20 protein-coding genes are annotated in these 22,195 nt (G+C 43.2%); 11 read left to right on the forward strand and 9 right to left on the reverse strand.

From position 1 onward, the window contains the following. Positions 1-84: 84 nt before the first annotated feature. The 3 genes from AC13CK_RS16245 to AC13CK_RS16255 all read right to left on the reverse strand — a co-directional run bounded on the left by AC13CK_RS16245 (position 85) and on the right by AC13CK_RS16255 (position 2,377). Positions 85-1,089, reverse strand: coding sequence for an LLM class flavin-dependent oxidoreductase (locus tag AC13CK_RS16245; protein ID WP_425879825.1), 1,005 nt, complete (start codon positions 1,087-1,089; stop codon positions 85-87). A gap of 169 nt (positions 1,090-1,258) precedes the next feature. After that, positions 1,259-1,714: a hypothetical protein gene (locus AC13CK_RS16250; RefSeq protein ID WP_004645402.1), complete on the reverse strand. Its 456-nt coding sequence runs from the start codon at positions 1,712-1,714 to the stop codon at positions 1,259-1,261. 246 nt (positions 1,715-1,960) lie between these two features. Beyond that, positions 1,961-2,377 (reverse strand): glycine zipper domain-containing protein, encoded by a 417-nt coding sequence (locus AC13CK_RS16255; RefSeq protein WP_004645401.1) that lies wholly within the window; start codon positions 2,375-2,377, stop codon positions 1,961-1,963. Between the two features lie 346 nt (positions 2,378-2,723). On the opposite strand from AC13CK_RS16255, the gene prfA reads away from it, so the two are divergent. Together prfA and prmC are read left to right on the forward strand one after the other, a co-directional pair. After that, positions 2,724-3,812 (forward strand): peptide chain release factor 1, encoded by a 1,089-nt coding sequence (gene prfA, locus AC13CK_RS16260; RefSeq protein ID WP_004645400.1) that lies wholly within the window; start codon positions 2,724-2,726, stop codon positions 3,810-3,812. Next, entirely contained in the window at positions 3,812-4,630 is an 819-nt protein-coding gene (gene prmC / locus AC13CK_RS16265; protein WP_425879824.1) for a peptide chain release factor N(5)-glutamine methyltransferase, read from the forward strand. The genes prfA and prmC overlap by 1 nt, the downstream gene beginning before the upstream one ends. A 183-nt stretch (positions 4,631-4,813) precedes the next feature. Here prmC and AC13CK_RS16270 read toward each other — a convergent pair whose 3' ends face one another. Next, complete coding sequence (locus AC13CK_RS16270; RefSeq protein ID WP_425879823.1) at positions 4,814-5,167, reverse strand: hypothetical protein; 354 nt, start codon at positions 5,165-5,167, stop codon at positions 4,814-4,816. A gap of 229 nt (positions 5,168-5,396) precedes the next feature. After that, complete coding sequence (locus AC13CK_RS16275) at positions 5,397-6,419, reverse strand: AraC family transcriptional regulator (protein ID WP_425879822.1); 1,023 nt, start codon at positions 6,417-6,419, stop codon at positions 5,397-5,399. Positions 6,420-6,557: 138 nt separating this feature from the next. Between AC13CK_RS16275 and AC13CK_RS16280 the strand changes: the two genes are divergently transcribed. The 3 genes from AC13CK_RS16280 (at position 6,558) to AC13CK_RS16290 (ending at position 10,545) form a co-directional block, all read left to right on the forward strand. After that, complete coding sequence (locus tag AC13CK_RS16280) at positions 6,558-7,328, forward strand: 3-hydroxyacyl-CoA dehydrogenase (protein WP_425879821.1); 771 nt, start codon at positions 6,558-6,560, stop codon at positions 7,326-7,328. A gap of 164 nt (positions 7,329-7,492) precedes the next feature. Next, positions 7,493-8,629, forward strand: a complete 1,137-nt coding sequence (locus AC13CK_RS16285) for an acyl-CoA dehydrogenase family protein (protein WP_180037361.1) — start codon at positions 7,493-7,495, stop codon at positions 8,627-8,629. A 269-nt stretch (positions 8,630-8,898) separates the two neighbouring features. Beyond that, entirely contained in the window at positions 8,899-10,545 is a 1,647-nt protein-coding gene (locus tag AC13CK_RS16290) for an AMP-binding protein (protein WP_425879820.1), read from the forward strand. 268 nt (positions 10,546-10,813) lie between these two features. Here AC13CK_RS16290 and AC13CK_RS16295 read toward each other — a convergent pair whose 3' ends face one another. Beyond that, a complete protein-coding gene (locus AC13CK_RS16295) occupies positions 10,814-11,344 on the reverse strand; it encodes a pyridoxamine 5'-phosphate oxidase family protein (protein WP_425879819.1) in 531 nt (176 codons plus the stop codon). A gap of 484 nt (positions 11,345-11,828) precedes the next feature. Here AC13CK_RS16295 and AC13CK_RS16300 point away from each other — a divergent pair, with 484 nt between their 5' ends. The 4 genes from AC13CK_RS16300 (at position 11,829) to AC13CK_RS16315 (ending at position 14,867) form a co-directional block, all read left to right on the forward strand. Beyond that, entirely contained in the window at positions 11,829-12,599 is a 771-nt protein-coding gene (locus AC13CK_RS16300; protein ID WP_425879866.1) for a HesA/MoeB/ThiF family protein, read from the forward strand. Between the two features lie 58 nt (positions 12,600-12,657). Beyond that, a complete protein-coding gene (locus AC13CK_RS16305) occupies positions 12,658-13,956 on the forward strand; it encodes an ABC1 kinase family protein (protein ID WP_004278767.1) in 1,299 nt (432 codons plus the stop codon). 136 nt (positions 13,957-14,092) lie between these two features. Further along, positions 14,093-14,473 (forward strand): dihydroneopterin aldolase, encoded by a 381-nt coding sequence (gene folB, locus AC13CK_RS16310; protein ID WP_004278766.1) that lies wholly within the window; start codon positions 14,093-14,095, stop codon positions 14,471-14,473. Then, positions 14,430-14,867: a 2-amino-4-hydroxy-6-hydroxymethyldihydropteridine diphosphokinase gene (locus AC13CK_RS16315; RefSeq protein ID WP_222112201.1), complete on the forward strand. Its 438-nt coding sequence runs from the start codon at positions 14,430-14,432 to the stop codon at positions 14,865-14,867. The genes folB and AC13CK_RS16315 overlap by 44 nt, the downstream gene beginning before the upstream one ends. Positions 14,868-15,459: 592 nt before the next feature. On the opposite strand, the gene AC13CK_RS16320 is transcribed toward AC13CK_RS16315, so the two are convergent. Beyond that, positions 15,460-16,161 (reverse strand): VIT1/CCC1 transporter family protein, encoded by a 702-nt coding sequence (locus tag AC13CK_RS16320; RefSeq protein WP_005097209.1) that lies wholly within the window; start codon positions 16,159-16,161, stop codon positions 15,460-15,462. Between the two features lie 282 nt (positions 16,162-16,443). On the opposite strand from AC13CK_RS16320, the gene AC13CK_RS16325 reads away from it, so the two are divergent. Next, positions 16,444-17,145, forward strand: coding sequence for a DUF1003 domain-containing protein (locus AC13CK_RS16325; protein WP_253144584.1), 702 nt, complete (start codon positions 16,444-16,446; stop codon positions 17,143-17,145). A gap of 146 nt (positions 17,146-17,291) precedes the next feature. Here AC13CK_RS16325 and coq7 read toward each other — a convergent pair whose 3' ends face one another. Both coq7 and AC13CK_RS16335 read right to left on the reverse strand, forming a co-directional pair. Beyond that, on the reverse strand, positions 17,292-17,927 hold the full coding sequence (gene coq7 / locus AC13CK_RS16330; protein ID WP_005247248.1) for a 2-polyprenyl-3-methyl-6-methoxy-1,4-benzoquinone monooxygenase: 636 nt from the start codon (positions 17,925-17,927) through the stop codon (positions 17,292-17,294). A 3-nt stretch (positions 17,928-17,930) separates the two neighbouring features. Then, positions 17,931-19,250 (reverse strand): MFS transporter, encoded by a 1,320-nt coding sequence (locus tag AC13CK_RS16335; RefSeq protein WP_425879818.1) that lies wholly within the window; start codon positions 19,248-19,250, stop codon positions 17,931-17,933. A 174-nt stretch (positions 19,251-19,424) separates the two neighbouring features. Between AC13CK_RS16335 and AC13CK_RS16340 the strand changes: the two genes are divergently transcribed. Further along, positions 19,425-22,181, forward strand: a complete 2,757-nt coding sequence (locus tag AC13CK_RS16340) for an autotransporter assembly complex protein TamA (RefSeq protein WP_425879817.1) — start codon at positions 19,425-19,427, stop codon at positions 22,179-22,181. The last annotated feature ends 14 nt before the right edge of the window (positions 22,182-22,195 follow it).

Consider the following 22,195-nt stretch of genomic DNA (forward strand, 5'->3'; position numbering starts at 1 on the left):
ACTGGGATGTTTCTTTTAGTCATTTATCTTTAAAGGTGAAAAAACATCTACCCATTGCTGAGAATAGGTAGATGCAGCTTTCATTTACAGACCGTTTTTAATTTGCATCAACAGCTCAAAGTTGTGCAGACGTTTGTCAGTGTCATAGATGTCACAAGTAAAGATAAACTCATCCACATCATATTTGGCTAAAAGCGATTCTAGCCCAGCTTTAACGGTTTCTTTGGAGCCGACCTGAGCCATGGCAAAGAAATTATCGACTGACATTTTTTCCGGCGGCGACCACAGACCTTCCATCGAATCAATTGGTGCTTTAAGTTTTAGGCTTTGCCCACGAATCAGTGATAAAACCCGCTGATAGGCACTAGTCACCAGATATTCTGCTTCTTCATTGGTATCTGCGACACAGGTCGGTACGCCCATCGATACATAAGGACGATCGAGATATTCAGACGGTTCAAAGTTTTCACGATATAATTGAATGGCCTGACCCAGCATACGCGGGGCAAAATGCGAAGCGAAGGAATAAGGTAGGCCGAGTTTTGCTGCCAATTGCGCACTAAACAGACTGGACCCTAATAACCATACAGGTACATGCGTGCTTTGACCCGGCGTTGCCACAATACGCTGTCCTGGAATTGGATCTTTAAAATATTGCAGAATTTCCAGAACATCCTGCGGAAATTGATCTTCGGTTTCCTGACGGCCACGACGCAGGGCACGCATGGTCATTTGATCTGTACCGGGTGCGCGGCCCAGACCCAGTTCAATACGATCCGGATAGAGCGTTGCCAAGGTGCCGAACTGTTCTGCTACTACTAGTGGAGCATGATTCGGCAGCATAATTCCACCAGAGCCTAAAGTTAGGGTTTTGGTATTCGCCAGTAAATAGCCTAAGAGAACTGCGGTTGCTGAACTGGCAATGCCATCCATATTATGATGTTCTGCCAGCCACATCCGGCGATAACCCAATTTTTCTGCTGCTTGGGCAAGTTCCAGCGCATGGTTTAGCGCGAATTGAATAGTCTTGTCGTCACGAACAGGAACCAGTTCGAGTATAGAGAACTGGGTATCGTTAAGCGTACGCATAGTATTACTCTTAAATAGACATCTCTAAAAGCATACGACTTTAGAGAGTATTTGTATATCGAAAAAAATCGATATAAGTGTAAACTAACAGATAAAGATAAAAAATAAAGGCAAAAAAATAAGCATCCGAAGATGCTTATAAAGGAGGAAAGAATAAGCGGAGAGAATCTTAACGACGACGGTTGTTATAACGATAATCGTTATAGCGGTAGTTACGAGAAGAATTATAGCGACGTTCGTTGCGGTCATCATAACGACGGTCTTCGCTGACTTTCTTACCTAAAGCTGAACCACCTGCTGAACCCAGTGCCGCACCGATGTAACCACCGTTGGTGCCTGCCATATTTCGGCCAACTGCATAACCTGCACCGCCACCTAAAGCACCACCGATAATCGCACCATTACGGTCACGTTTATTTGCAGCTACTGCGGCACCTGCACCGCCACCAATCGCTGAACCGATTGTTGCGCCAGTGGTACCACCCATTTTATTACCTACTGCGGCACCAACAACACCACCTAGTGCAGAAGCTAAGGCTGTATTGGTTGTATTGCCTGCATTGGCAGCTGTCATACCCATGGCTGAGGTTGCTACGACAGCGATCATTAGAGATTTATAGTTCATGAGGACACCTTTTATATATCTAGCTATATTTTGTTGATGAGATAAATTTAATCTAGCAAGCGCCAAACAGCATGGAGGCAATGTTGGCGAATTGTGATTTTTATCTCCTTAATTGATTCATGATGTGGACAGGATAATTCCATGTATTACTTGAAATTTCATGTTATGAAACAGTAATAAAAAAAAGCACCAAAAGGTGCTTTTCATGTTAAATGTAGCGTCTGGTCTAAACAGCCTGAGCACAAATTAACGGTAACGTTTTTTCCAGTGTTTAGAGCGTTTTTCAGCTGCTTTATCTTTGGCAATCTTGTTACCTAGTGCAGCACCACCGGCAGCACCTAAAGCTGAACCGATATAACCGCCGTTAGTACCGCCCATATTTTTACCTACGGTATAACCTGCACCGCCACCTAGGGCACCACCAATGGCAGATTCAGTACGGTTTTTCTTGCTGCTTGCAACTGCTGCGCCGCCAGCACCACCTAAAGCAGCACCAATGGTTGCGCCGGTATTACCACCCATGTTTTTACCTAATGCTGTACCTGCAACACTACCTAAAGCACTTGCTGCTGCAACACGCGCTGTACTGTCGGCATGTGCGTTTACGGTCATCATTGAACCAGCAGCTAAAACTGTACTCATTAAAAGTGCGTTGAGTTTCATGTTATCACTCCGTGTCCATCTACAGGACTGTAGTTATTTCGATGCGGAAAATGTAACAAATCATGCCCAAAACAATATGAAGATGTTTCTTCATAATTCCCTGCTTTATTTGGCGAATTGTAAAATCGGCAAGAAATTAAGAATAAGATCGACTATAAAAAAGTCAATTCCACTGTTTTTAATCATATTTGTTAACAAATGCTGTAGAGCACGAATGATAGCAACGCGGACTTACTCAATAATGATGTTCATTAGAAGCCAGAGTCGTTAAACTAGGCGCAATTTTTTGATTTCGCTGTGCTAAATCGGTTTTTAGTCGCAGCCTATGTTTGAGATTTTTTAGAAAATGAAAGAATCGTTACGTTTACGATTAGACCAACTCTCTGACCGCCATGAAGAATTGACCGCATTACTGGCTGATGTTGAAGTCATTTCTGATAATAAGCGCTTCCGTCAATTGTCACGTGAGCATAATGACTTAACAGAAATCACCAATGTCTGGACCAAGTACAGACAGGCTGAAGAAGACATTGAAACAGCTCAGGCCATGCTGTCAGATCCGGACTTTAAGGAAATGGCGCAGGAAGAAATTAAAGAGAATAAAGCTTTAATTGAATCGCTTGAAGCAGACCTGAACATCTTGATGATTCCGAAAGATCCGAATGATGCCAACTCGGCTTATCTTGAGATTCGTGCCGGAACCGGCGGCGATGAAGCTGCGATTTTCTCAGGCGATTTATTTCGTATGTATAGTAAATATGCGGAAAACCAAGGCTGGCGTATTGAAATCCTCTCTGAAAATGAAGGCGAACATGGTGGCTATAAAGAAGTCATCTGCCTGATTAATGGTGACGGGGTTTACGGTCGTCTAAAATTTGAAAGTGGTGCGCATCGTGTACAGCGTGTACCAGCGACCGAATCACAAGGCCGTGTGCATACCTCAGCATGTACCGTTGCGATTCTTCCTGAAATTGATGTCGATACCTCGGTTGAAATCAACTCATCTGATTTGCGCATTGATACCTATCGTGCTTCAGGTGCAGGTGGTCAGCATGTTAACAAAACCGATTCTGCAGTACGTATTACTCATATTCCAACCGGCACCGTAGTGGAGTGTCAGGAAGAGCGTTCACAGCATAAGAACAAGGCCAAAGCGATGGCACTGCTGGTATCACGTTTGGAAAATGCCAAACGTGCAGCAGCAGATGCAGCAACCTCGGAAATGCGTCGTGACCTGGTGGGATCGGGGGATCGTTCAGAACGTATCCGTACCTATAACTATCCGCAAGGTCGTATGACAGATCACCGCATTAACCTGACTTTATACAAGCTGGATGCCGTGATGGAAGGTGATTTGACTGAATTGCTGGACAGCCTGCATCGCGAATATCAGGCGGATCAATTGGCCATGCTTGCACAGCAGAATGGTGGATAATGAATATTTTACAAGCCTTGGCTTTACGCGGCGAAGCTGAAAGTTACGAACGTCAGGAAAATGCCTGGTTACTGGAACACATCACCAAGATTGATTCATTTGATCTGCTGATAAAAAAGGATCAGGAGTTAACGCCGGAACAGGAACAGGCGTATAAAGACGGATTGGCGCGTATTGCTGCCGGTGAGCCTTTGGCTTATGTCACTGGTTCACAGCCATTCTGGACTTTAGACCTCAAAGTGACCAAAGATACCTTGGTGCCACGTCCGGATACTGAAGTGCTGGTTGAGACTGTGTTGAAATTGGATCTGCCTGATGATGCCCGTGTGGTGGATTTGGGTACAGGTACTGGTGCAATTGCCTTATCACTGGCATCTGAACGTTCTAACTGGACACTAACCGCTTCCGATATCTACGAGCCTACGCTTGAGGTGGCGAAATATAATGCGGAACAACATGATATTGAGAATGTGGAATTTGTTCTGGGTTCATGGTTGAAACCATTTGGCCGTCAATTCTTTGATGCCATTGTATCGAATCCACCTTATATCGATGCTGATGATGTGCATATGCAGAATCTGGCGACTGAACCGGAACGTGCGCTGGTGGCAGATAAAAAGGGGCTGGCCGATATTGAAATGATTATTCTGCAAGCCAAGAAGCATTTGACTGTCAATGGTTGGGTGGTGCTTGAGCATGGTTATGATCAGGCAGACGCCGTACAACATCTATTTAAACAGGCGGGTTATAAGCAAGTCCGCACGGTTAAAGATTATGGCGGGAATGATCGCGTAACTTTGGGTCAATGGCCACATTAATCTGTCATCTATCTTTATAAAAAAGCGACCGATGTGGTCGCTTTTTTATTGGATTTTTTCTTTATAAATTCCTGACTGCATCTGAAACCTTAAGTATTTTGAATGATATGACGCCAACGCAGTATAACTAAAAACAAAAAAGCGATGCCAGAGCACCGCTTTCGAGGAATACTTAAAAAAGAATTACATTGGATAGTCTTGTAGACAGTCATAGACTTCTACCTGATCCAAACTGCCAGTTTCCATTGCCAGACAAAGTGCCACAACTTTCAAAGTGTCTGCCAGAGATCTTTCATCTTTCAAGGCAATACCTTGTTGTAATTCATTGATACGTTCTGCCGGAATTTCAAGGGCCTGAGCCGCTTCCACAGCATCTATCTGATTAAAGAAGTGCAGAATTGCATCTTTCAGTTCTGCATCCGATGCATTTAAAATCCCTTGATTCAACTGTTCTGTAATGAGATCAGTCGAAGAAAATAAAGCTTTAGAGAAGTTTTGGACAAGATTTTGCCCAAGCACATCAGTCATCTTTAACATGGAGATACCTTCAACTAGAAAGGAAAATGGAGAGTACAGCCAATAGCAAAAGTGCTATAAATTGAGTGAAAAATAATCTATTTCCGGGTGAATTGCAAAGCTTTCTGGGTGACTGTGTAGTCCTGCTAATATATATTTTAGGGCTTGAAATATATAATCATAATAAAAATAAATGTTTAGAATCCAAGTATTTTTTCGGTAATATTTTTAAAGTCTAATTTTATATAAATTATCTAATATTATTTTGTCGATACGCACCTGGACTGACGCCAGTCCACTTTTTGAATGCACGATGAAATGCACTGGATTCCTGAAAGTTAAGCTGATCGCTGATCTCTTGTAAACTTTGTTCAGTACGGGTCAGTAATTCAATTGCGGTATCCCGGCGTATCTCATTTTTTAATTGCTGATAGCTGACACCTTCACTTTTTAAACGCCGTTGCATGGTGGCTTCAGACATATTCATTTTTAAGGCTAGTTCATTCAGTTCCAGCCATTCTGCCGGCGAAACCTGTAGCAATTTTCGGCGAATCTGGGTGCTCAAGGCATAGGGGTTTTTAAAACGCACCAATAAATTTTGTGGTGTTTGCTGAATAAACTGATACCAAGACTGAGTATCCTGTTTAATCGGCAGTTGCAGATAGCTGGCATCAAATTGCACGTAATTTTCGCTGGCCTGATATTCAATCTGTTCACAGAATCGAACTTTGTAATCAAAATCATTCAGTGGTGCTGCACATTTCAATTGAATCTGATTAAGCAAAATCCGTTGTCCACTTAACCAGCAGATCAGGGTATGAATCAGCATCAGATAAGTCGCATAACTAAACATGCGTTTGGTTGTTTTTAAATCATAAATCACGATATAGGCATAGTGTTCCTCAACCATGAGCGTGCTTTGCAGGTCGTCCAAAACCAAGTTGAGAAATTGCAGAATGTTTTGCAGCGCTTTTTCCAGTGTATCTGCCTGCATAACCATTTTCGAAAGCAATTTAAAACTGCCACGACGCATGGCATGGCTGTCCATGCCAAAAAATTCGTCATTCATGCTGTCTGCAAGCACAGTCCATAATTGGGCAAATTGGCTGACCGACACGCGTGCCTTGGGAGCATTTAATACTTCTGCTGGGATATTGGCTTTTTTCAAAATGGCAGGGATATCAAATTGCAGCCGTTTGGCATCCAGCAATGCTTCGTTCACCAGGTCAATCGAGATGGTGCCTTTGCTATATTCCAGTGCAGGCTTATACATATTCAGTCTGACATCCTTGTTTTCATTGTTCAAATACATCATGCAAGATGCAATATTTGGAAATTGTACAGAATAAAAACTCTGTTTACTCTGCATATTAAGTCGTATCTGAAATAGAAAAATCGCTAGGAAATAAACATGAACATTCAGGGAAAAGTTATTGTGATCACTGGTGGTGCCTCAGGTTTGGGTGCAGCTACAGCGACTCATTTGGTTGAACACGGTGCTAAAGTGATTCTGGTCGATATGAATCAGGAGCGGGGTGAAGTACTACAGCAGCAACTGGGTTCACAGTCTGAGTTTGTACAGCTTGATGTTACCGATGAACAAGCCGTTGAAAGTTTCTTCGCTCATGTTGAAAGTACGTATGGTCAACTGAATGGTCTGATCAACTGTGCCGGGATTGCACCGTCTGCCAAAGTATTGGGACGAAACGGCATCCATGAATTGACAATGTTCCAAAAAGTGCTGAATATTAATGTAAACGGTACTTTTAATATGTTGCGTCATGCGGCGGCTTTAATTGCAAAATATGAGCTGCAAGCCGGTGAAGAAGAACGTGGGGTGATTGTGAATACTGCCTCTGTGGCTGCTTATGATGGTCAGATTGGCCAGACTGCTTATGCTGCTTCAAAAGGTGCAGTCGTCGCAATGACCTTACCTTTGGCACGTGAACTGGCTCGTGAGGCAATTCGTGTCATGACTATCGCGCCGGGCATTATGGAAACTCCGATGCTGAAAGGCATGCCGCAAAATGTCCAGGATGCTTTGGGGCAAATGGTGCCATTTCCATCGCGTCTGGCCAAACCACAGGAATTTGCCCAGCTGGTGGGACATATCTTTGAAAATGGTTATTTGAATGGTGAAGTGATTCGTCTAGATGGTGCAATCCGTATGGCGCCAAAATAATTTTTTAAATAAACACATTTTCTCTGATTCATCAAAATGGCAATGACGTATCAGGGAAAGTTGCATGCTGAATTTGCCGAATATATCCAGAAAGCATCACATTTCTGGCAGTTAAAAAGTCCTTGCTAATGCTGGATAGAAAAAAATAAAGAAGGGAAATACCCGTGATTTTAAATGATGAACAAAAAATGATTCAGGACATGATGCGTAACTATTCGCAGCAGAAACTGAAACCGACGGCGGCCTTACGCGACAAAACGGCACAATTTCCAGCACAAGAACTTAAAGAGCTTGGTGAGCTTGGTGCATTGGGTATGACAGTGGCTGAAGAATGGGGTGGTGCAGGTCTGGATTATGTATCATTGGTTTTGGCGCTAGAGGAAATTGCCGCAGGAGATGGTGCAATCTCGACGATTATCAGTGTGCAGAATTCTTTGCCTTGCGGCATTACCCAGCGTTATGGCACTGAAGCACAAAAACAGCAGTATTTAACTAAGCTGGCGACAGGTGAATGGCTTGGCTGTTTCTGTTTGACAGAACCTCAGGCCGGTTCGGATGCCAGTTCGCTGGAGTGTAAAGCCGAACGTGATGGTGATGAATGGGTGCTAAATGGCACCAAGCAGTTTATCACGACAGGTAAACACGCACAGATTGCACTAGTCTTTGCTGTGACTGATAAATCTGCAGGGAAAAAGGGTATTTCATGCTTTCTGGTGCCGACCGATGCACCGGGTTATATCGTGTCACGCCTAGAAGAGAAAATGGGTCAGCATTGTTCGGATACCGCGACCATCGTTCTGGATAACTGCCGGATTCCGGCTGCCAACCTGCTGGGCCAGGAAGGTGAAGGCTATAAAATTGCCTTGTCGAATCTTGAATCGGGTCGGATCGGCATTGCAGCACAATCAGTCGGTATGGCGCGGGCTGCACTAGATGCTGCAGTGGAATATGCCAATGAACGCAAAGCCTTTGGTGTGGAAATTGTGCAGCATCAGGCTGTGGCGTTCAGGCTTGCAGATATGGCGACCCAAATTGAAGCCGCACGTCAGCTTGTCTTGCATGCTGCAACGTTAAAAGATGCAGGCTTGGCGTGTTTAAAAGAAGCATCGATGGCAAAGCTGTTTGCATCGACCATTGCAGAGCGAGTCTGTTCAGATGCGATCCAGATTCATGGTGGCTACGGTTATGTCTCTGATTTTCCGGTTGAGCGTATCTATCGTGATGTGCGAGTGAGCCAGATTTATGAAGGTGCATCAGATATTCAACGACTGGTGATTGCACGTGAAGTGTGTCAACGCTGATTGTTAAATTAAAAAAAACAGACTTTGATTAATGTTCAAATTCTGCACTTACATGGATGGATATGGAAATTGCAGGATTCAACTGAACATGATGATCTAAAGACATACAGTGCGAATAATCGAAAAATAAGCTTTATTCATGTTCTAGCCATAGGGCATGAATGCAGATTTGAGAAAGTATGCTGATGGAATCAGCAGGAACAACAAATACAAATGGACAAACTCAGGCAAGGTCGCCTGAAAACTACAACAGGAAAGAGGTTGTCGTCATGAAGACACTAGAACAGGCATATGCTGATTTTAATTTTGAAAATATGGTTCAGGAACATCTGGTTGGAAACGCAGAGAACATCAATGCGTATACCGAATGCTGTGGTCGCTACCTGGGTCAAAACCGAACTGCACTGATCTGGGAAGGCAAAAACGGAGACGCAGAGCAGTGGACCTTTGAACAGCTGGCCGTGGCTTCAGGGCAGTTGGCCAATTATATGCATTCTCTGGGTTTAAAGGCCGGCGACTGTATTGCAGGGTTACTGCCAAGAACGCCAGCACTCTTAATTACCATATTGGCCACCTGGCGGATCGGTGCCATATACCAACCTTTATTTACTGCTTTTGAAAGTAAAGCCATTGAACATCGCATCAGTACCGCTGGCACCCAGTTGATTGTTACTGATGAAGAGCAGCGACTGAAACTCCATGATCTCAATGTCCCGAATATTCTGACTGTGCATCAGGCAGCGGCAGATGACTATCAAGATGCGGATTTCTGGACAGCCTTACAGCAACAACCGGAAGAGTTTGAACCGGTAAATTGCCAGTTTAATGATGTCTTCCTGATGATGTTTACTTCAGGCACCACAGGCTTGGCGAAATCGGTTCCTGTGCCTTTAAAAGCCTTGTTGGCCTTTAAGGGTTATATGCTGCACGCTGTAGATCTGCGAGATGAAGATTCCTTCTGGAATCTGGCAGATCCGGGCTGGGCGTATGGACTGTATTATGGTATTGCAGGGCCGTTGAGTTTAGGGCACAGCATCATCATGGATGAACGTGGATTCAGTGTCGATAACGCCATACAAATCATTCAAAAATATCAGGTCAGCAACCTGACCGGCTCGCCAACCGCATTCCGTATGTTCTTTGGCTTTAAAGAAAAATTTGATGCAGGTATCAGTTCGCATTTACGCGTGGTAAGCAGTGCAGGTGAGCCGCTCACGCCTGAAGTGATTCAGTGGTTCAATCATGATTTAAATGTGAATATCTATGATCAATATGGACAGACTGAACTGGGTATGGTGATCGCCAATCATCATGGCCTGGAGCATTATAAAAAAGTCGGTTCAGCTGGTTTTGCCATTCCTGGGCATCGTTTTGCTGTATTGAACAAAGAACATCAGGAAGTAGAAAAAGGCGGTATTGGAACACTTGCTATCGACTGTTCAGCTTCACCTTTGATGTGGTTTGAAGGCTATGCAGGGCATAACCGCAAGTCATTTGTCGGGCAGTATTATCTCACTGGTGATACCGTGAAGCTGAATGAATATGGCGGTATTGATTTTATTGGGCGTGCAGACGATGTCATTACAACCTCGGGCTATCGGGTTGGGCCTTTTGATGTAGAAAGTACCTTGCTTGAATGTGAGGAAGTGCTTGAATCCGCAGTCGTTGGAAAGCCAGATCCAGAACGAACAGAAATTGTGAAAGCCTTTGTAGTGCTTAAATCGGCTTATCCTGCTACTGAAGATTTAATGTTGAAACTGCAAAGTTATGTACGTTCACGCTTATCCAAACATGCCTATCCGAAAGAGATTGAGTTTGTAGAAGCTTTGCCTAAAACATCGAGCGGCAAAATTCAGCGCAATTTACTCAAACAGCAGGAAATAGCCAAAGTCCAAGAGATGAAGCGAGTCAGTTAATTTAGTTAGTTAGTTTCTCAAATTAGTTTTTTGATTGAATGCTAAAAGGTTGCCATGGCAGCCTTTTGGTTTTTTAGGAAATAAATCTTCTACTTAAATTTTAGTCAGATATTGAGCTGATTTTCCCAAGCTTATATTTTTAAGAGAGCAGATTAAGGCAAGCAAAAATTATAATTTTTTATGTCATTACAGTGGAATTACATTGATATTTAAAATTAAATATATCAAAAAATTAGCCTCTTAATTTCAAGAGGCTAAATCTCATTCATTACCAGATATTACTTTGTAGATTCACTTTTTGATGTTCTGCATGCGGTTCGCCCGCTTCACCAGTTACGCCGCCTTTTAAGGCTTTAAAAAGCTGGGTGACTTTGTTGTCTGTCACATTCCAATATTCTGCGCTGATTGCTTCAGCAATCAATACCCGTACGGTAGGATCATCTTTGCCTTCAAACCAGTTTTCAGCCCACGGATTCCACAACTGTTCAATCAGAATGCGGTCAGTACTGATCTGGGCATGAGCACTGATCGACACATAGATACCATCTGATGGTTTTGCAAAAGACAGACCAATCTGACCACGGCCTGTTTCTGTTGCTTTGACCAGATCATTGGTGTTACGCAGGATGAAATATAAGTTTTGACGTTCATTCATCTGCTCGGAGTTCAGCATGGTCATCGGCTGGGAGTGTATTTCATGTGTGTCGGTTAAATGGCTGATCATGGTGTAACGAACATCCTTGATCAATTCCCATAATTTTTCACGATTATCATGTTGAGTATTGTTATGCTCGGTCATGTATGTTCTCCATACGATTTTATGAAAGCTGAAAAGATTGCTTGGTATTTTCAGATTAATCATATTTAGAGACAGATGCCTTAGGTCTCACTGAACTCATACATTTTCATACTCAAATATAGGCAGAGACTACAGAATTGCTAAACAAGACAGCTCGATTTACAGGGAAATTTAATAACAAAGATTTTAAAAACTTCAGGTCTGACACCTTTTATAAGTTAGAAAAAGCTGTTTGCCGGAACCATTGAATTGAGGTGATTCAAAAAATCTTGCCAAGCCATAGCCGCTGCATCTTGATACCGAGCGTTTAGCTGATATGCTATTTGCCATCAACGATGGCCGAACCATTTATTGATGTGCTGTGAATTGAATGTGAGATTGATATTCCAGAGATTTATCAGTCCTTAAAAAATTCAGTAAAGCTAATTTTTGCGATCATTGTTAAAAATTTTCGAAACAAGGAAAGACGTTGTCTACATTTAACATGGATGCCATATCCCCAGAATTCGAACTCACCGATGCTGAACTGCATCTGTATAGCCGTCAGATTCTTCTGGATGGCTGGGATATTGACGCTCAAGAACGGTTAAAATTTTCTAATGTCTGCATTATTGGTTGTGGCGGGATAGGCTGTGCACTGGCAGAACTTCTGGCACGTGCAGGTGTGGGAAAAATTACCCTGATCGATCCGGATACCATCGAGATGAGTAATTTACAGCGACAACTGGCATTTATACCGCAGGATATTGGATTTTATAAGGCAGAAACGCTGGCCAAAAGACTGAGTCAGGTTAATCCGAACCTACAAGTTGAATATGTGAATCAGGCCTTAACGGCTGAAAATGTAGTAAGTGTGATTGAGCATCAGGATCTGGTATTGGATGGCTGTGATCAGTTTGCCACACGTTATCTGGTCAATCATATTTGCGTGGAGCTGAATGTGCCCTTATTGAGTGCTTCTGCGATTGGCTTGCAAGGTCAGCTATTTATGGTCGAAGGGGATTCCGCCTGTTATGCTTGCCTGTTCCCGCCAGAAAATCAGGCCGATGAAAGTCTGCGCTGTGCAGATTCCGGTGTACTGGCGACCACACCGAATGTGATGGCCAGCTTGCAGGCACATCATGCCTTGTTATATCTGGGATTAGGTCAGATACCACTTCGACAAAAACTGTTGTTGTGGGACGGACTGAGTTTTAAGCAGCGGATTCTCGCTTTCGAAAAAGATACAGATTGCCTGATCTGTCAGGCAAGATAAGCCTGCAAAGTCCAATTTTTTTGCTACACTGCGTTTAATTAATTTTTCCTAAGACATTATGAAAAACAATATCTGGTTAGATGGAATACGTTCAGTTGCCCGTATGGGAGAAACAGCAGTCGTTGCGGCAAAGGCGGGCTTTAAATATGCTACTGAAAAGCCGAGCAATGCCAAACTGATGCGTGAAACTTTTGAATCCTTAGGTTCAACTTATATCAAGCTGGGTCAGTTTATTGCCAGCACACCGTCGCTGTTTCCACGTGAATACGTTGAAGAATTTCAGGGTTGTCTGGATCAGACACCACGCTTGCCGTTTAGCTATATTCAGCAAGTGTTGGCTTCTGAATTTGCAGGACGTAATCTGGATGAAATCTTTGCATCAATTGACGAAACCCCATTAGCCTCTGCATCTATTGCACAGGTGCATGCGGCCAAATTGGTGTCTGGCGAAGATGTGGTGATTAAGGTACAAAAACCGGGTGTAGAGACCATTTTGTACACTGACTTGAACGTCCTACATTGGGCAACCAAGTTACTGGAAAAAGCAGTCCCTAAAGTCAAGTTTGCTTCACTGGCTGACATTGTCGAAGAAATCAAAACCCGTATGGTACGTGAAGTTGATTTCATTGAAGAAGCCCAGAATCTGGATGATTTCGTTAATTACCTGAATATCACCAACAATCAGGCAGCCACTGCGCCGAAGGTTTATCATCAATATTCGACCCGTCGTGTGCTCACCATGCAGCGTTTATACGGTGTGCCTTTGACAGATTTTGAAGTGGTCAAAAAAGTATCCAAAGATCCATCTCAAGTACTCATCACTGCGATGAATACCTGGTTCGGAAGCTTGATGATGTGTAACAGTTTCCATGCCGATCTGCATGCAGGCAACCTGATGCTGCTCGAAGATGGCCGTGTCGGTTTTATTGATTTCGGTATCGTTGGTCAGCTCAAGCCTGAGGTATGGACGGCATGTATGGCATTCATGGATTCATTGCAACATACCAATTATGAGCTGATGGCACAAAACATGCTGAAAATGGGCATGACCGCTGTGCAGATTGATACCAAAGTTTTGGCTGCTGATCTGGAACGTTTATTTAGTGGCGTGTTGATGGCAGATCCACAGGAATTGTTAACGTCTAATCCTGCTGACCTGAACGATATCATGATGGATATGGTGGCTGTGGGTGAACGTCACGGGATCCGGTTCCCGCGCGACTTTGCCTTGCTATTCAAACAAATGTTGTATTTCGACCGTTTTATGCGAATTCTGGCGCCGTATACCGATATCTATGCCGATCAGCGTTTGCAAATGGTGCAAAGCATGGATCCTAATCTGCTGTTAAAGCATTAATTTAATCCCTCCCGACCTCCCTTTCTAAAGGGAGGAGTGTCTCATTGCTTGATAAAGTAGAAGCGATAAAAGTCCCTCTTTATAAAAGAGGGATTTAGGGAGATTAGTTGTAAATATCATATTCTCGAGCAATCCAATGGACGCCATTATTATTGAAGGTTTAAAAGTTGAGACAGTCGTTGGCTGCTTTAACTGGGAGCGTCAAATTATTCAGCCTTTAATGCTGGATTTGATCATTCAAACCGATTTGGAACAGGCATCAAACTCAGATGCACTTGCAGATACGTTGAATTATGCAGAAATTTGTGAGATTTCCAGTAAAGTCATTCAAGACGCCAAGCCTGAATTGATTGAACATGCAGCAAAGTTAGTGCTGAATGCACTTTTTACTACCTTTACAGCAATTGAATCGATTAATATTACGATCCGTAAGCCTGCCATTATCGCGCAAGCCAATTCTGTAGGGATACGTCTTGAACGCCACCGAAACGATTTTCGCCCTAGCATTAGCGAGTAATTGTCATCCTCAGCAACACTTTCAAGCTGCACAGCAACGTATTTCTGAATGGGGAGAAGTTCAGTTTTCTCCCATTTATATGATTCCTTGCCGTGATGGCATCGGCGCAGATTACTGGAATGCAGCGTGTTTATTGCGAAGTTCGGTGTCTAGTGAAGACCTGATTGAGCTGCTCAAACAGCTGGAACAGGCATCAGGGCGAGTACGTCCATCACATCAGATTACTTTGGATGTTGATTTGATTGCCTGGGGATCCGATCTTCAACATATGCAGTTTAATGAAAAAAAATTGCCTTTGGCTTTGGATGTGAAAGTGCCCATGTTTGATATCTGGCATGATGCCATGTTCGAACATGGATCACATAGCTTCCCAACAGTTGAACAGCTGATTTAAATCAAATCACCTAATTTTTTGCTCATAAATTTTATCCAGTAAGAATGATTAACCAACCTGATCAAACAAGATCAGGCTTTTTTATGATTCAATTTTTTGTTTTAGATGAAAAGAAAAATTCAGATAAGATGAGGTGCTTAAGTATAGAGCTCATTTAAAAATGAAAATATTAGAAATCTTGGTTTCGGTGATTTTAATCCTTGGGATTCTTTATGTGATCCAATGGGGATTTCATGGTTTTCCGACGGGAAATTAATATTTGATTGATTTAAAGCTCTGGAATTTATTTTAAGATCAGTAAAAACCCTCAAAGCAGTAAAAATGCCTCATCGCTCTTTCACTTTTTCTTGTTATAAAAAATGATCAGCAATATGATAATGATCGCCAAGATGGCAAGAATAACCGTAGTTTCCATAACAATACCTCTCATGCATAGATCTTAGGTTTTAAATATCTAAATTAAAACCGAACATATATTAATTAAACTCAAGTTTTGTTAGAGCGGCTAGTTTTTGAAAAAACATTTTTCAGTGATGTTAATACAAGAGCCGCTCAATCCTATTCTTTGTCTAGCTAAAAAATAAACACATATTTAGGCAACAGACACATTAAATAATGATCCGATCCATGCACTGAATAACATGGCGATAATTCCCCAGAGCATCACCCGAACTGCACCTCTCCAGACGCTTACTCCACCGGCATAGCTTGCCAGTGCACCCATCATCCCCAGGCTTAAAACGCCAATCAGCATGACGCCTTTATCCAGATAGTGTTCCGGTAAAATCATAATTGAAATTAAAGGAAATAATGAACCTACCGTAAAGGCCATGGCCGAAGAAAATGCAGCGAGAAAGGGTTGGGCAGAGGTATGTGCTGAAATACCAATTTCATCCCGGGCATGGGCATCCAAGGCATTATGGTCGGTCAGCTGTTCAGCGACCTGTTGTGCCAAAGCAGGTTCCAGACCTCGTTGTATATAAATCGTTTTGAGCTCATTTAACTCATGCGTGGGATGGCGTTGTAGTTCGCGCTCTTCCATGAGTAGATCATTGGTTTCAATGTCTTGCTGGGATTTAACCGAAATATATTCACCGGCCGCCATTGATGCGGCTCCAGAAATCAATCCGGCAACACAGGTCACCAATAAAATTTCTGTAGATGCTCCACTGGCTGCAATACCCACCACCAGACTGGTGACCGAAATAATCCCGTCATTTGCCCCCAGTACAGCTGCACGAAGCCAACCCGCGCGTTCGATATAATGTTTTTCAAGATGGTATGAATGGCGCACAATGAAGCCCCTTTTTTATTATCATCATGATTATATTAAATTTAAGTCATGTATAGATAGTAGGATTGAATCGATCTGAAAATTATCTTGAATGATCAGCTCATCGTGCGCTTGGCTGAGCATTTTATCAATCCAAGATAAAATCGAAGTGAGATTCATAAGTTCAAGAAATCAGACGCACTTGATACATAATTGATTTACGAATGGTAAAAATGACTAAAGCAAATCAAACATATCGAACAAAATAATAGCTGAGTGAGTTGGTTTAAAAAGAGAATTATCATGAAAGAAAAACATGAAAGCCATAAATGCTTGGTATGCGGCAAGCACTTTCTTCTGAAAAATCTCACCCCGATGGGAACAGTCAGACAAGTCATTACCGAAGAGATTGCCAAAGATATTCCAGGCTGGACACCGCAAGATTATATTTGCCAGGCAGATTTAACCCAGTACCGTATACAGTATGTACATTCATTATTAAGTTCGGAAAAGGGTGAAGTGACTGATCTTGAGTTTGAAGTGATTGATAGCATGCATCAGCATGAACTGATTACCAAAAATGTGGAAACGACCTTAGAGCAAAAGTGGACCTTGGGAGAAAGGCTCGCCGATAAAATTGCAACTTTTGGTGGAAGCTGGACCTTTTTGATTTGTTTTGCAATCTTCTTGGGCCTGTGGATTACGATAAATACTGTGGTGATGGTGACACGACCTGCTGATCCTTATCCTTTTATTCTGTTGAATTTAATCCTATCCTGTCTTGCGGCGATTCAGGCACCTATTATTATGATGAGCCAGAACAGACAGGAAGCAAAAGACCGCTTACGTTCGCAAAATGATTATCAGATCAATTTAAAAGCCGAGCTGGAAATCCAACACTTGCATGAAAAATTAGATCATCTGCTGCTACATCAATGGGAACGGCTGGCGCAAATTCAGGAAATCCAGCTGGACCTGCTTTCTGAAATGAGCAAAAAAGATTAAAGGATGCTGTGGGGGAATCTCTATTATTTTATAGAGCTTATAAGTAATAAGATCGCCATATGCCTTGAGTTGTTATTATCTCGCTCAAGATTTGACCCATATTAAAAAGCCCACAAATGAGTGGGCTCAAACTAAAACCGTCTTATTTAAATAAAATAACTGGTTTTGGTCATCAACTTGGAAATGCCTGTCATGGCGATCTTAACTGGAACGGGTAAATCTACACCGCCAGCATTTAACGCTGTATCCCGATGATGCAGTTCATCTTCATTCATCTGTTCTAGAATACGACGAGAACGTTCATCCTGCGGTGGCAACTGGCTAATATGATGCTGTAAATGCATGCTGACCTGACGTTCTGTTTCAGCCACAAAACCCAAGCTGTATTTGTCACCTGCGATTCCGGCAATCGCGCCCATACCAAAGGAAAGACCGTACCAGACCGGATTGAGTAGGCTGGTATGGCTATCCAGTTCTTTTAAGCGGTCTTCACACCAGGCCAGATGATCCTGTTCTTCAATCGCTGCCTGTTCCATTTCACGACGTACATTCGGGAGTTTAGCCGTCATCGCCTGACCATGGTACAGTGCCTGTGCGCAAACCTCACCACTATGATTGACCCGCATTAAACCTGCTACATGACGTGCATCACTGACCGTTAATTGTGTTTCTACCGGTTGGGCCGGATTTTCACGTTGGGCCGAAGTCGTGCCCGGGACTAGACTGCGTAATGCCTGGTCAAAAGAGTGAATCAGTTTATCGAGACCTGTATATTGACGCATGAATTAATCCTCCAAGGGCGCTTTTGCAGTTTTGATCATTGGTTTCAGCCGGTAAAGTAGCCATAGGGTAAACAGGCCACTTAATACTGCGGTAATACAAAAAAGTATTTTAAGATCAAGCTCTAAAACACTCAAAATAATAATCGAGAATATAGCAGAAGATACCATGAAAACGGCATTCAGAATGTTATTTGCTGCAACCACACGCGCACGATGTGAGCGAGGAGAATGCGCCTGCATCATGGCATACAGCGGTACAATATAAAAACCGCCACTCACCCCGAGTAAGGTCACTGCTAGCATCACATGATAATAGCTCCAGCCCTGCTGAAAAACTTCTGCTAGACCGATTAATGCACCTGTACGTTCCGGAACAAAAGCCAGACTCGCGGCCAGATACAGGGCAAAGATCACAAGACCGATTGCACCAAAAGGCACCATTTTAATATTGACCTGGCTGCCGCCAATTTTACGGCACAGGAAAGAACCTAGTCCGATTCCGACAGAAAAGAAAGTTAGCAACAGACTGGCGACATTTTCCGAGGCATGCAGATTTTGTAGTGTCAGCTGTGGAATCTGAGTCAGATAGGTGGCACCATAAAACCAGTACCATGAATTGCCCAGTAAAATGGTAAATACTAAAGGCAGGCCTTTGGCATATTTCAAGGTTTGCAAACTGGTACGAAAAAAGTTCCAGTCAACTTGCAGCTCAGGCGCGGGAATACTTTGCTTGAGGATATAACGGCAGGATACATAGCCAATCAAGGCGATGCTGATCACGGTTAAACTGATCCAGATGAGGTTGCCAGCGGAAGCTGCAATGACTGCACCGCCCAGAATCATACCGAATAGGATTGCCAGAGAAGTTCCGGACTGAAACAGGGCATTGCCGGACATCAGTTCATTGGGTTTCAGCACTTCCGGTAAAATCGCGTATTTGATCGGGCCAAAGAACGTGGACTGGGTTCCCATCAGGAATAAAGCAAATAACAGAATCCATAAATTACCGAGCAGGAAACCGATCGTTCCTAGCAACATAATGACAATTTCCAGAAGCTTGAGATAGCGAATCAGCTGTGAACGTTCATATTTATCGGCAATCTGACCGGCAGTGGCTGAAAAAATAAAATAAGGCAAAATAAATAGTAAAGCCGCCAGATTATTCAATGTGCTGATGCTGGCCGATTGCTGTTGAATCCAGCCATAAGTGATCACCAGCAGTAACGCCTGTTTAAATACATTATCGTTTAATGCACCAAAAAACTGCGTCAGAAACATCGGTAAAAAGCGCCGAGAAGCTAACAAATGTTCATTTTTGTTCATATAGGCCGTGCTACATTAAGTTTTATTAAGAAATGTCAGTTATGCGTAAACATTGAGAAAAATCATGTAAGATACTTTCAGCCATGTAAAGGTAAAAACCAATTAATTAAGCTCCTTAGCTTATATTTTTCGGTCAAATAATCAATTAAAGAATGTATTCGTTTAGAGTTTGCTATGCCTGCAAAGAAAAATTTTAAAAAAACGATGCTAAATCGCAGTATGGGGCCTCTCATACCACAGCATAGTGGTATGCAGCTGTGTATGAGCATATTTTTTATGATGTTATCCCATCAGAGCATGGCACAAACTGAACAGCCCGAAACACCCGTGGCCATTTCTCAGGCAGAAATGGTGGACGAGCTATCCAAAGAAGCGATTCGTCAGGGTGTGGCCACGTCCAAAACGGAAGCGGAAGAAAAAATTGAAGAAGCCTTGGATCCGGAAGTACCAGTTGACAGCATGTTGATGCTGGAACAACAGCAAAATGCAGGATCTGGTCTGGGTGAATTTACGCCGATCGAGTTTGATGATCTGGAAGATCTGCCAGTACAGACTATTGATCAGAACATGGCGAATGAAATTTACCAGGTAGCCGAGCAAGCCAAACAGGAAGCACAAAACTATCGCAATACTCAGACCAGCGAAACGGTGGTGGCCGATATCAGCCAGCAAGAACTGCTGGAAATCAATCAGGCGCCGGTTAATGTCGATCAGTTAATGCAATCGATTCAGGCAGACAGCCAGATTATTGTACAAAATAATGAAGCCGGATTGACCTTGCCAGAAGTGCCAGGTCAGCTTGTCGCTGAGGATGATAAACGTCCAAATCTGTTCAAACGACTATTTTATAAAATACGTCCTCCACGTCAGATCATGACCGCAAGAGTTCCTCGCATTAGTGCCGATGTAGTGATCATGAATGGGCAAGGTGTTGCACAAAGCAACGGTATGCTGAATCGTAAAGATGTACCTGAAGGCCATCTGAATTTAAGAAATAATGTCAAAGCCAAATTATCCAGTTTTACCCAGGAGTCTTTTGGCGACTTTAATTCGGCATTGCCGCAATTACGCACCTTGTCCAGACAGGCAGCGCAGGCGGTGGGCTATTATAATGCCCAGTTCAGGTTTGAAAAAATCTCTGACAGTCGGGTTCGGGTTTCTGTGACCCCGAATGAACCTGTCCTGATCAGCACTCAAAATATTGAATTTACTGGAGAGGGCGCCGAACAGCCACAATTCCAGGTCATTAGTCTTTTGCCTGAACAGGAAGAAGGCGATATTTTCAATCATGGCAATTATGAAAAAACCAAAACACGGATTACTACTGCAGCCAATAACAATGGTTATTTTGATTCATTCTGGCGTCTGCATGATGTAAAGATTGCCCAGCCACAAAATACCGCCGATGTGAACCTGCGTTTTGAAACCGGCGAACGTTACAAGCTGGGTAATGTCGAGTTCAGAATGAGTGATCCTGAAAAGGAATTTCCGCTGGACCGTGACGTACTGGAAAGTCTGGTTCCCTGGACAGAGGGTGCAGATTATACCTTCTGGCGGGTGAATAGCCTGGCCAACAACCTAACCAACTCACGCTATTTCAATTATACACTGGTAGATGCGATTCGCCCTGATCCGCTTGATAAAGAGCTGGAACTTGCACCCGATATTCAAAGCCTGATTGAAGAACAGAAACGGAGTGAAGATCAGGCTGCTACGATGCAACCAGCTCGCTCGGTATCCTCTTCTCAGGAAGTGACCCAGAATGTCGTAGATGAAGACCAGTTTGCCGGTAGCCGCGATCAGGAAAGCGCAAATTTAAGAACTTTGCGGGTTGAGCAGCAAACCAAAGAGAATGAACAGGATCGTTTAAAAGTACAGGCACGGGAAGAGAAAAAGATTCCAGTGATTGTGACTTTAAATGCAGACCGTTTAAACAGTGCTGAAGTGGGTCTGGGTTATGGCACAGATACCGATATCCGTTTACGTGGTCAATATCGCCGCGCCATTGTGAACAAGCGCGGACATTCGTTTGATGCCAACATGGAGCTATCAGGCATTCGTCAGTCGATTGATGGACGTTATAATATTCCTTATAACCATCCGCTGAATGACTATGTCAGTATTGTGGGTGGTTATGAGCGTGAAGAGCGTGAAGGCGTCGCACAGGGTGAAGGCCTGTTGATTGAATCTGCAGTCTTAGGTGCAGACCGGATTATCAAGAATCCACGTGGTAGCTGGCAGCGGACTTTTGGCGCACGTTATCGTCTGGATCGTTTGAAGCAGGATGGTTCTGTCGATTTTAACCAGATTCCTGAAGCTTTTCGCTTTAATACCGAAGATGAGCAGCAATCCCTATTAGTCGGTTATGAAGTCTCACGTACCGAGAGCGATCGTCGGGTCAACCCAACCAAAGGCTTCAAACAGACCTATAAGATTGAACTGGGCAGTGAGGCTTTACTCTCTGATGCAGATATGGCCATTGTGAATGCGGGCTGGCGTTTTATCTATTCATTGGGTGAAAATGCAGACCATCAGTTTGTTGGGCGTGCCGACGCGGGTTATATTTTTACTCAAGATTTTGCCAAAGTACCGTATAACCTGAGATATTTCACCGGTGGTGACCAGAGTATCCGCGGTTTTGACTACAAGAGCCTTTCTCCGGAAATTGACGGCTTTAAAGTGGGCGGGCAGGCCTTGGGCGTGGCTTCATTAGAATATAATTATCAGTTTAAGGAAGGCTGGCGTGCTGCGGTCTTTGCAGATGCCGGAAATGCCTATAATAAAGAATTCAGTAATCCGACCGAATATGGCGCGGGTGTGGGTGTGCGTTGGGCTTCACCGATTGGGCCAATACGTATAGATGTTGCGACTGGACTGTCTGATGACAATTATCCGATTCGTTTGCATTTCTTTATTGGATCGCAGTTATAAAACATCATTTTAAA

Source organism: Acinetobacter sp. L-24, assembly GCF_056857555.1.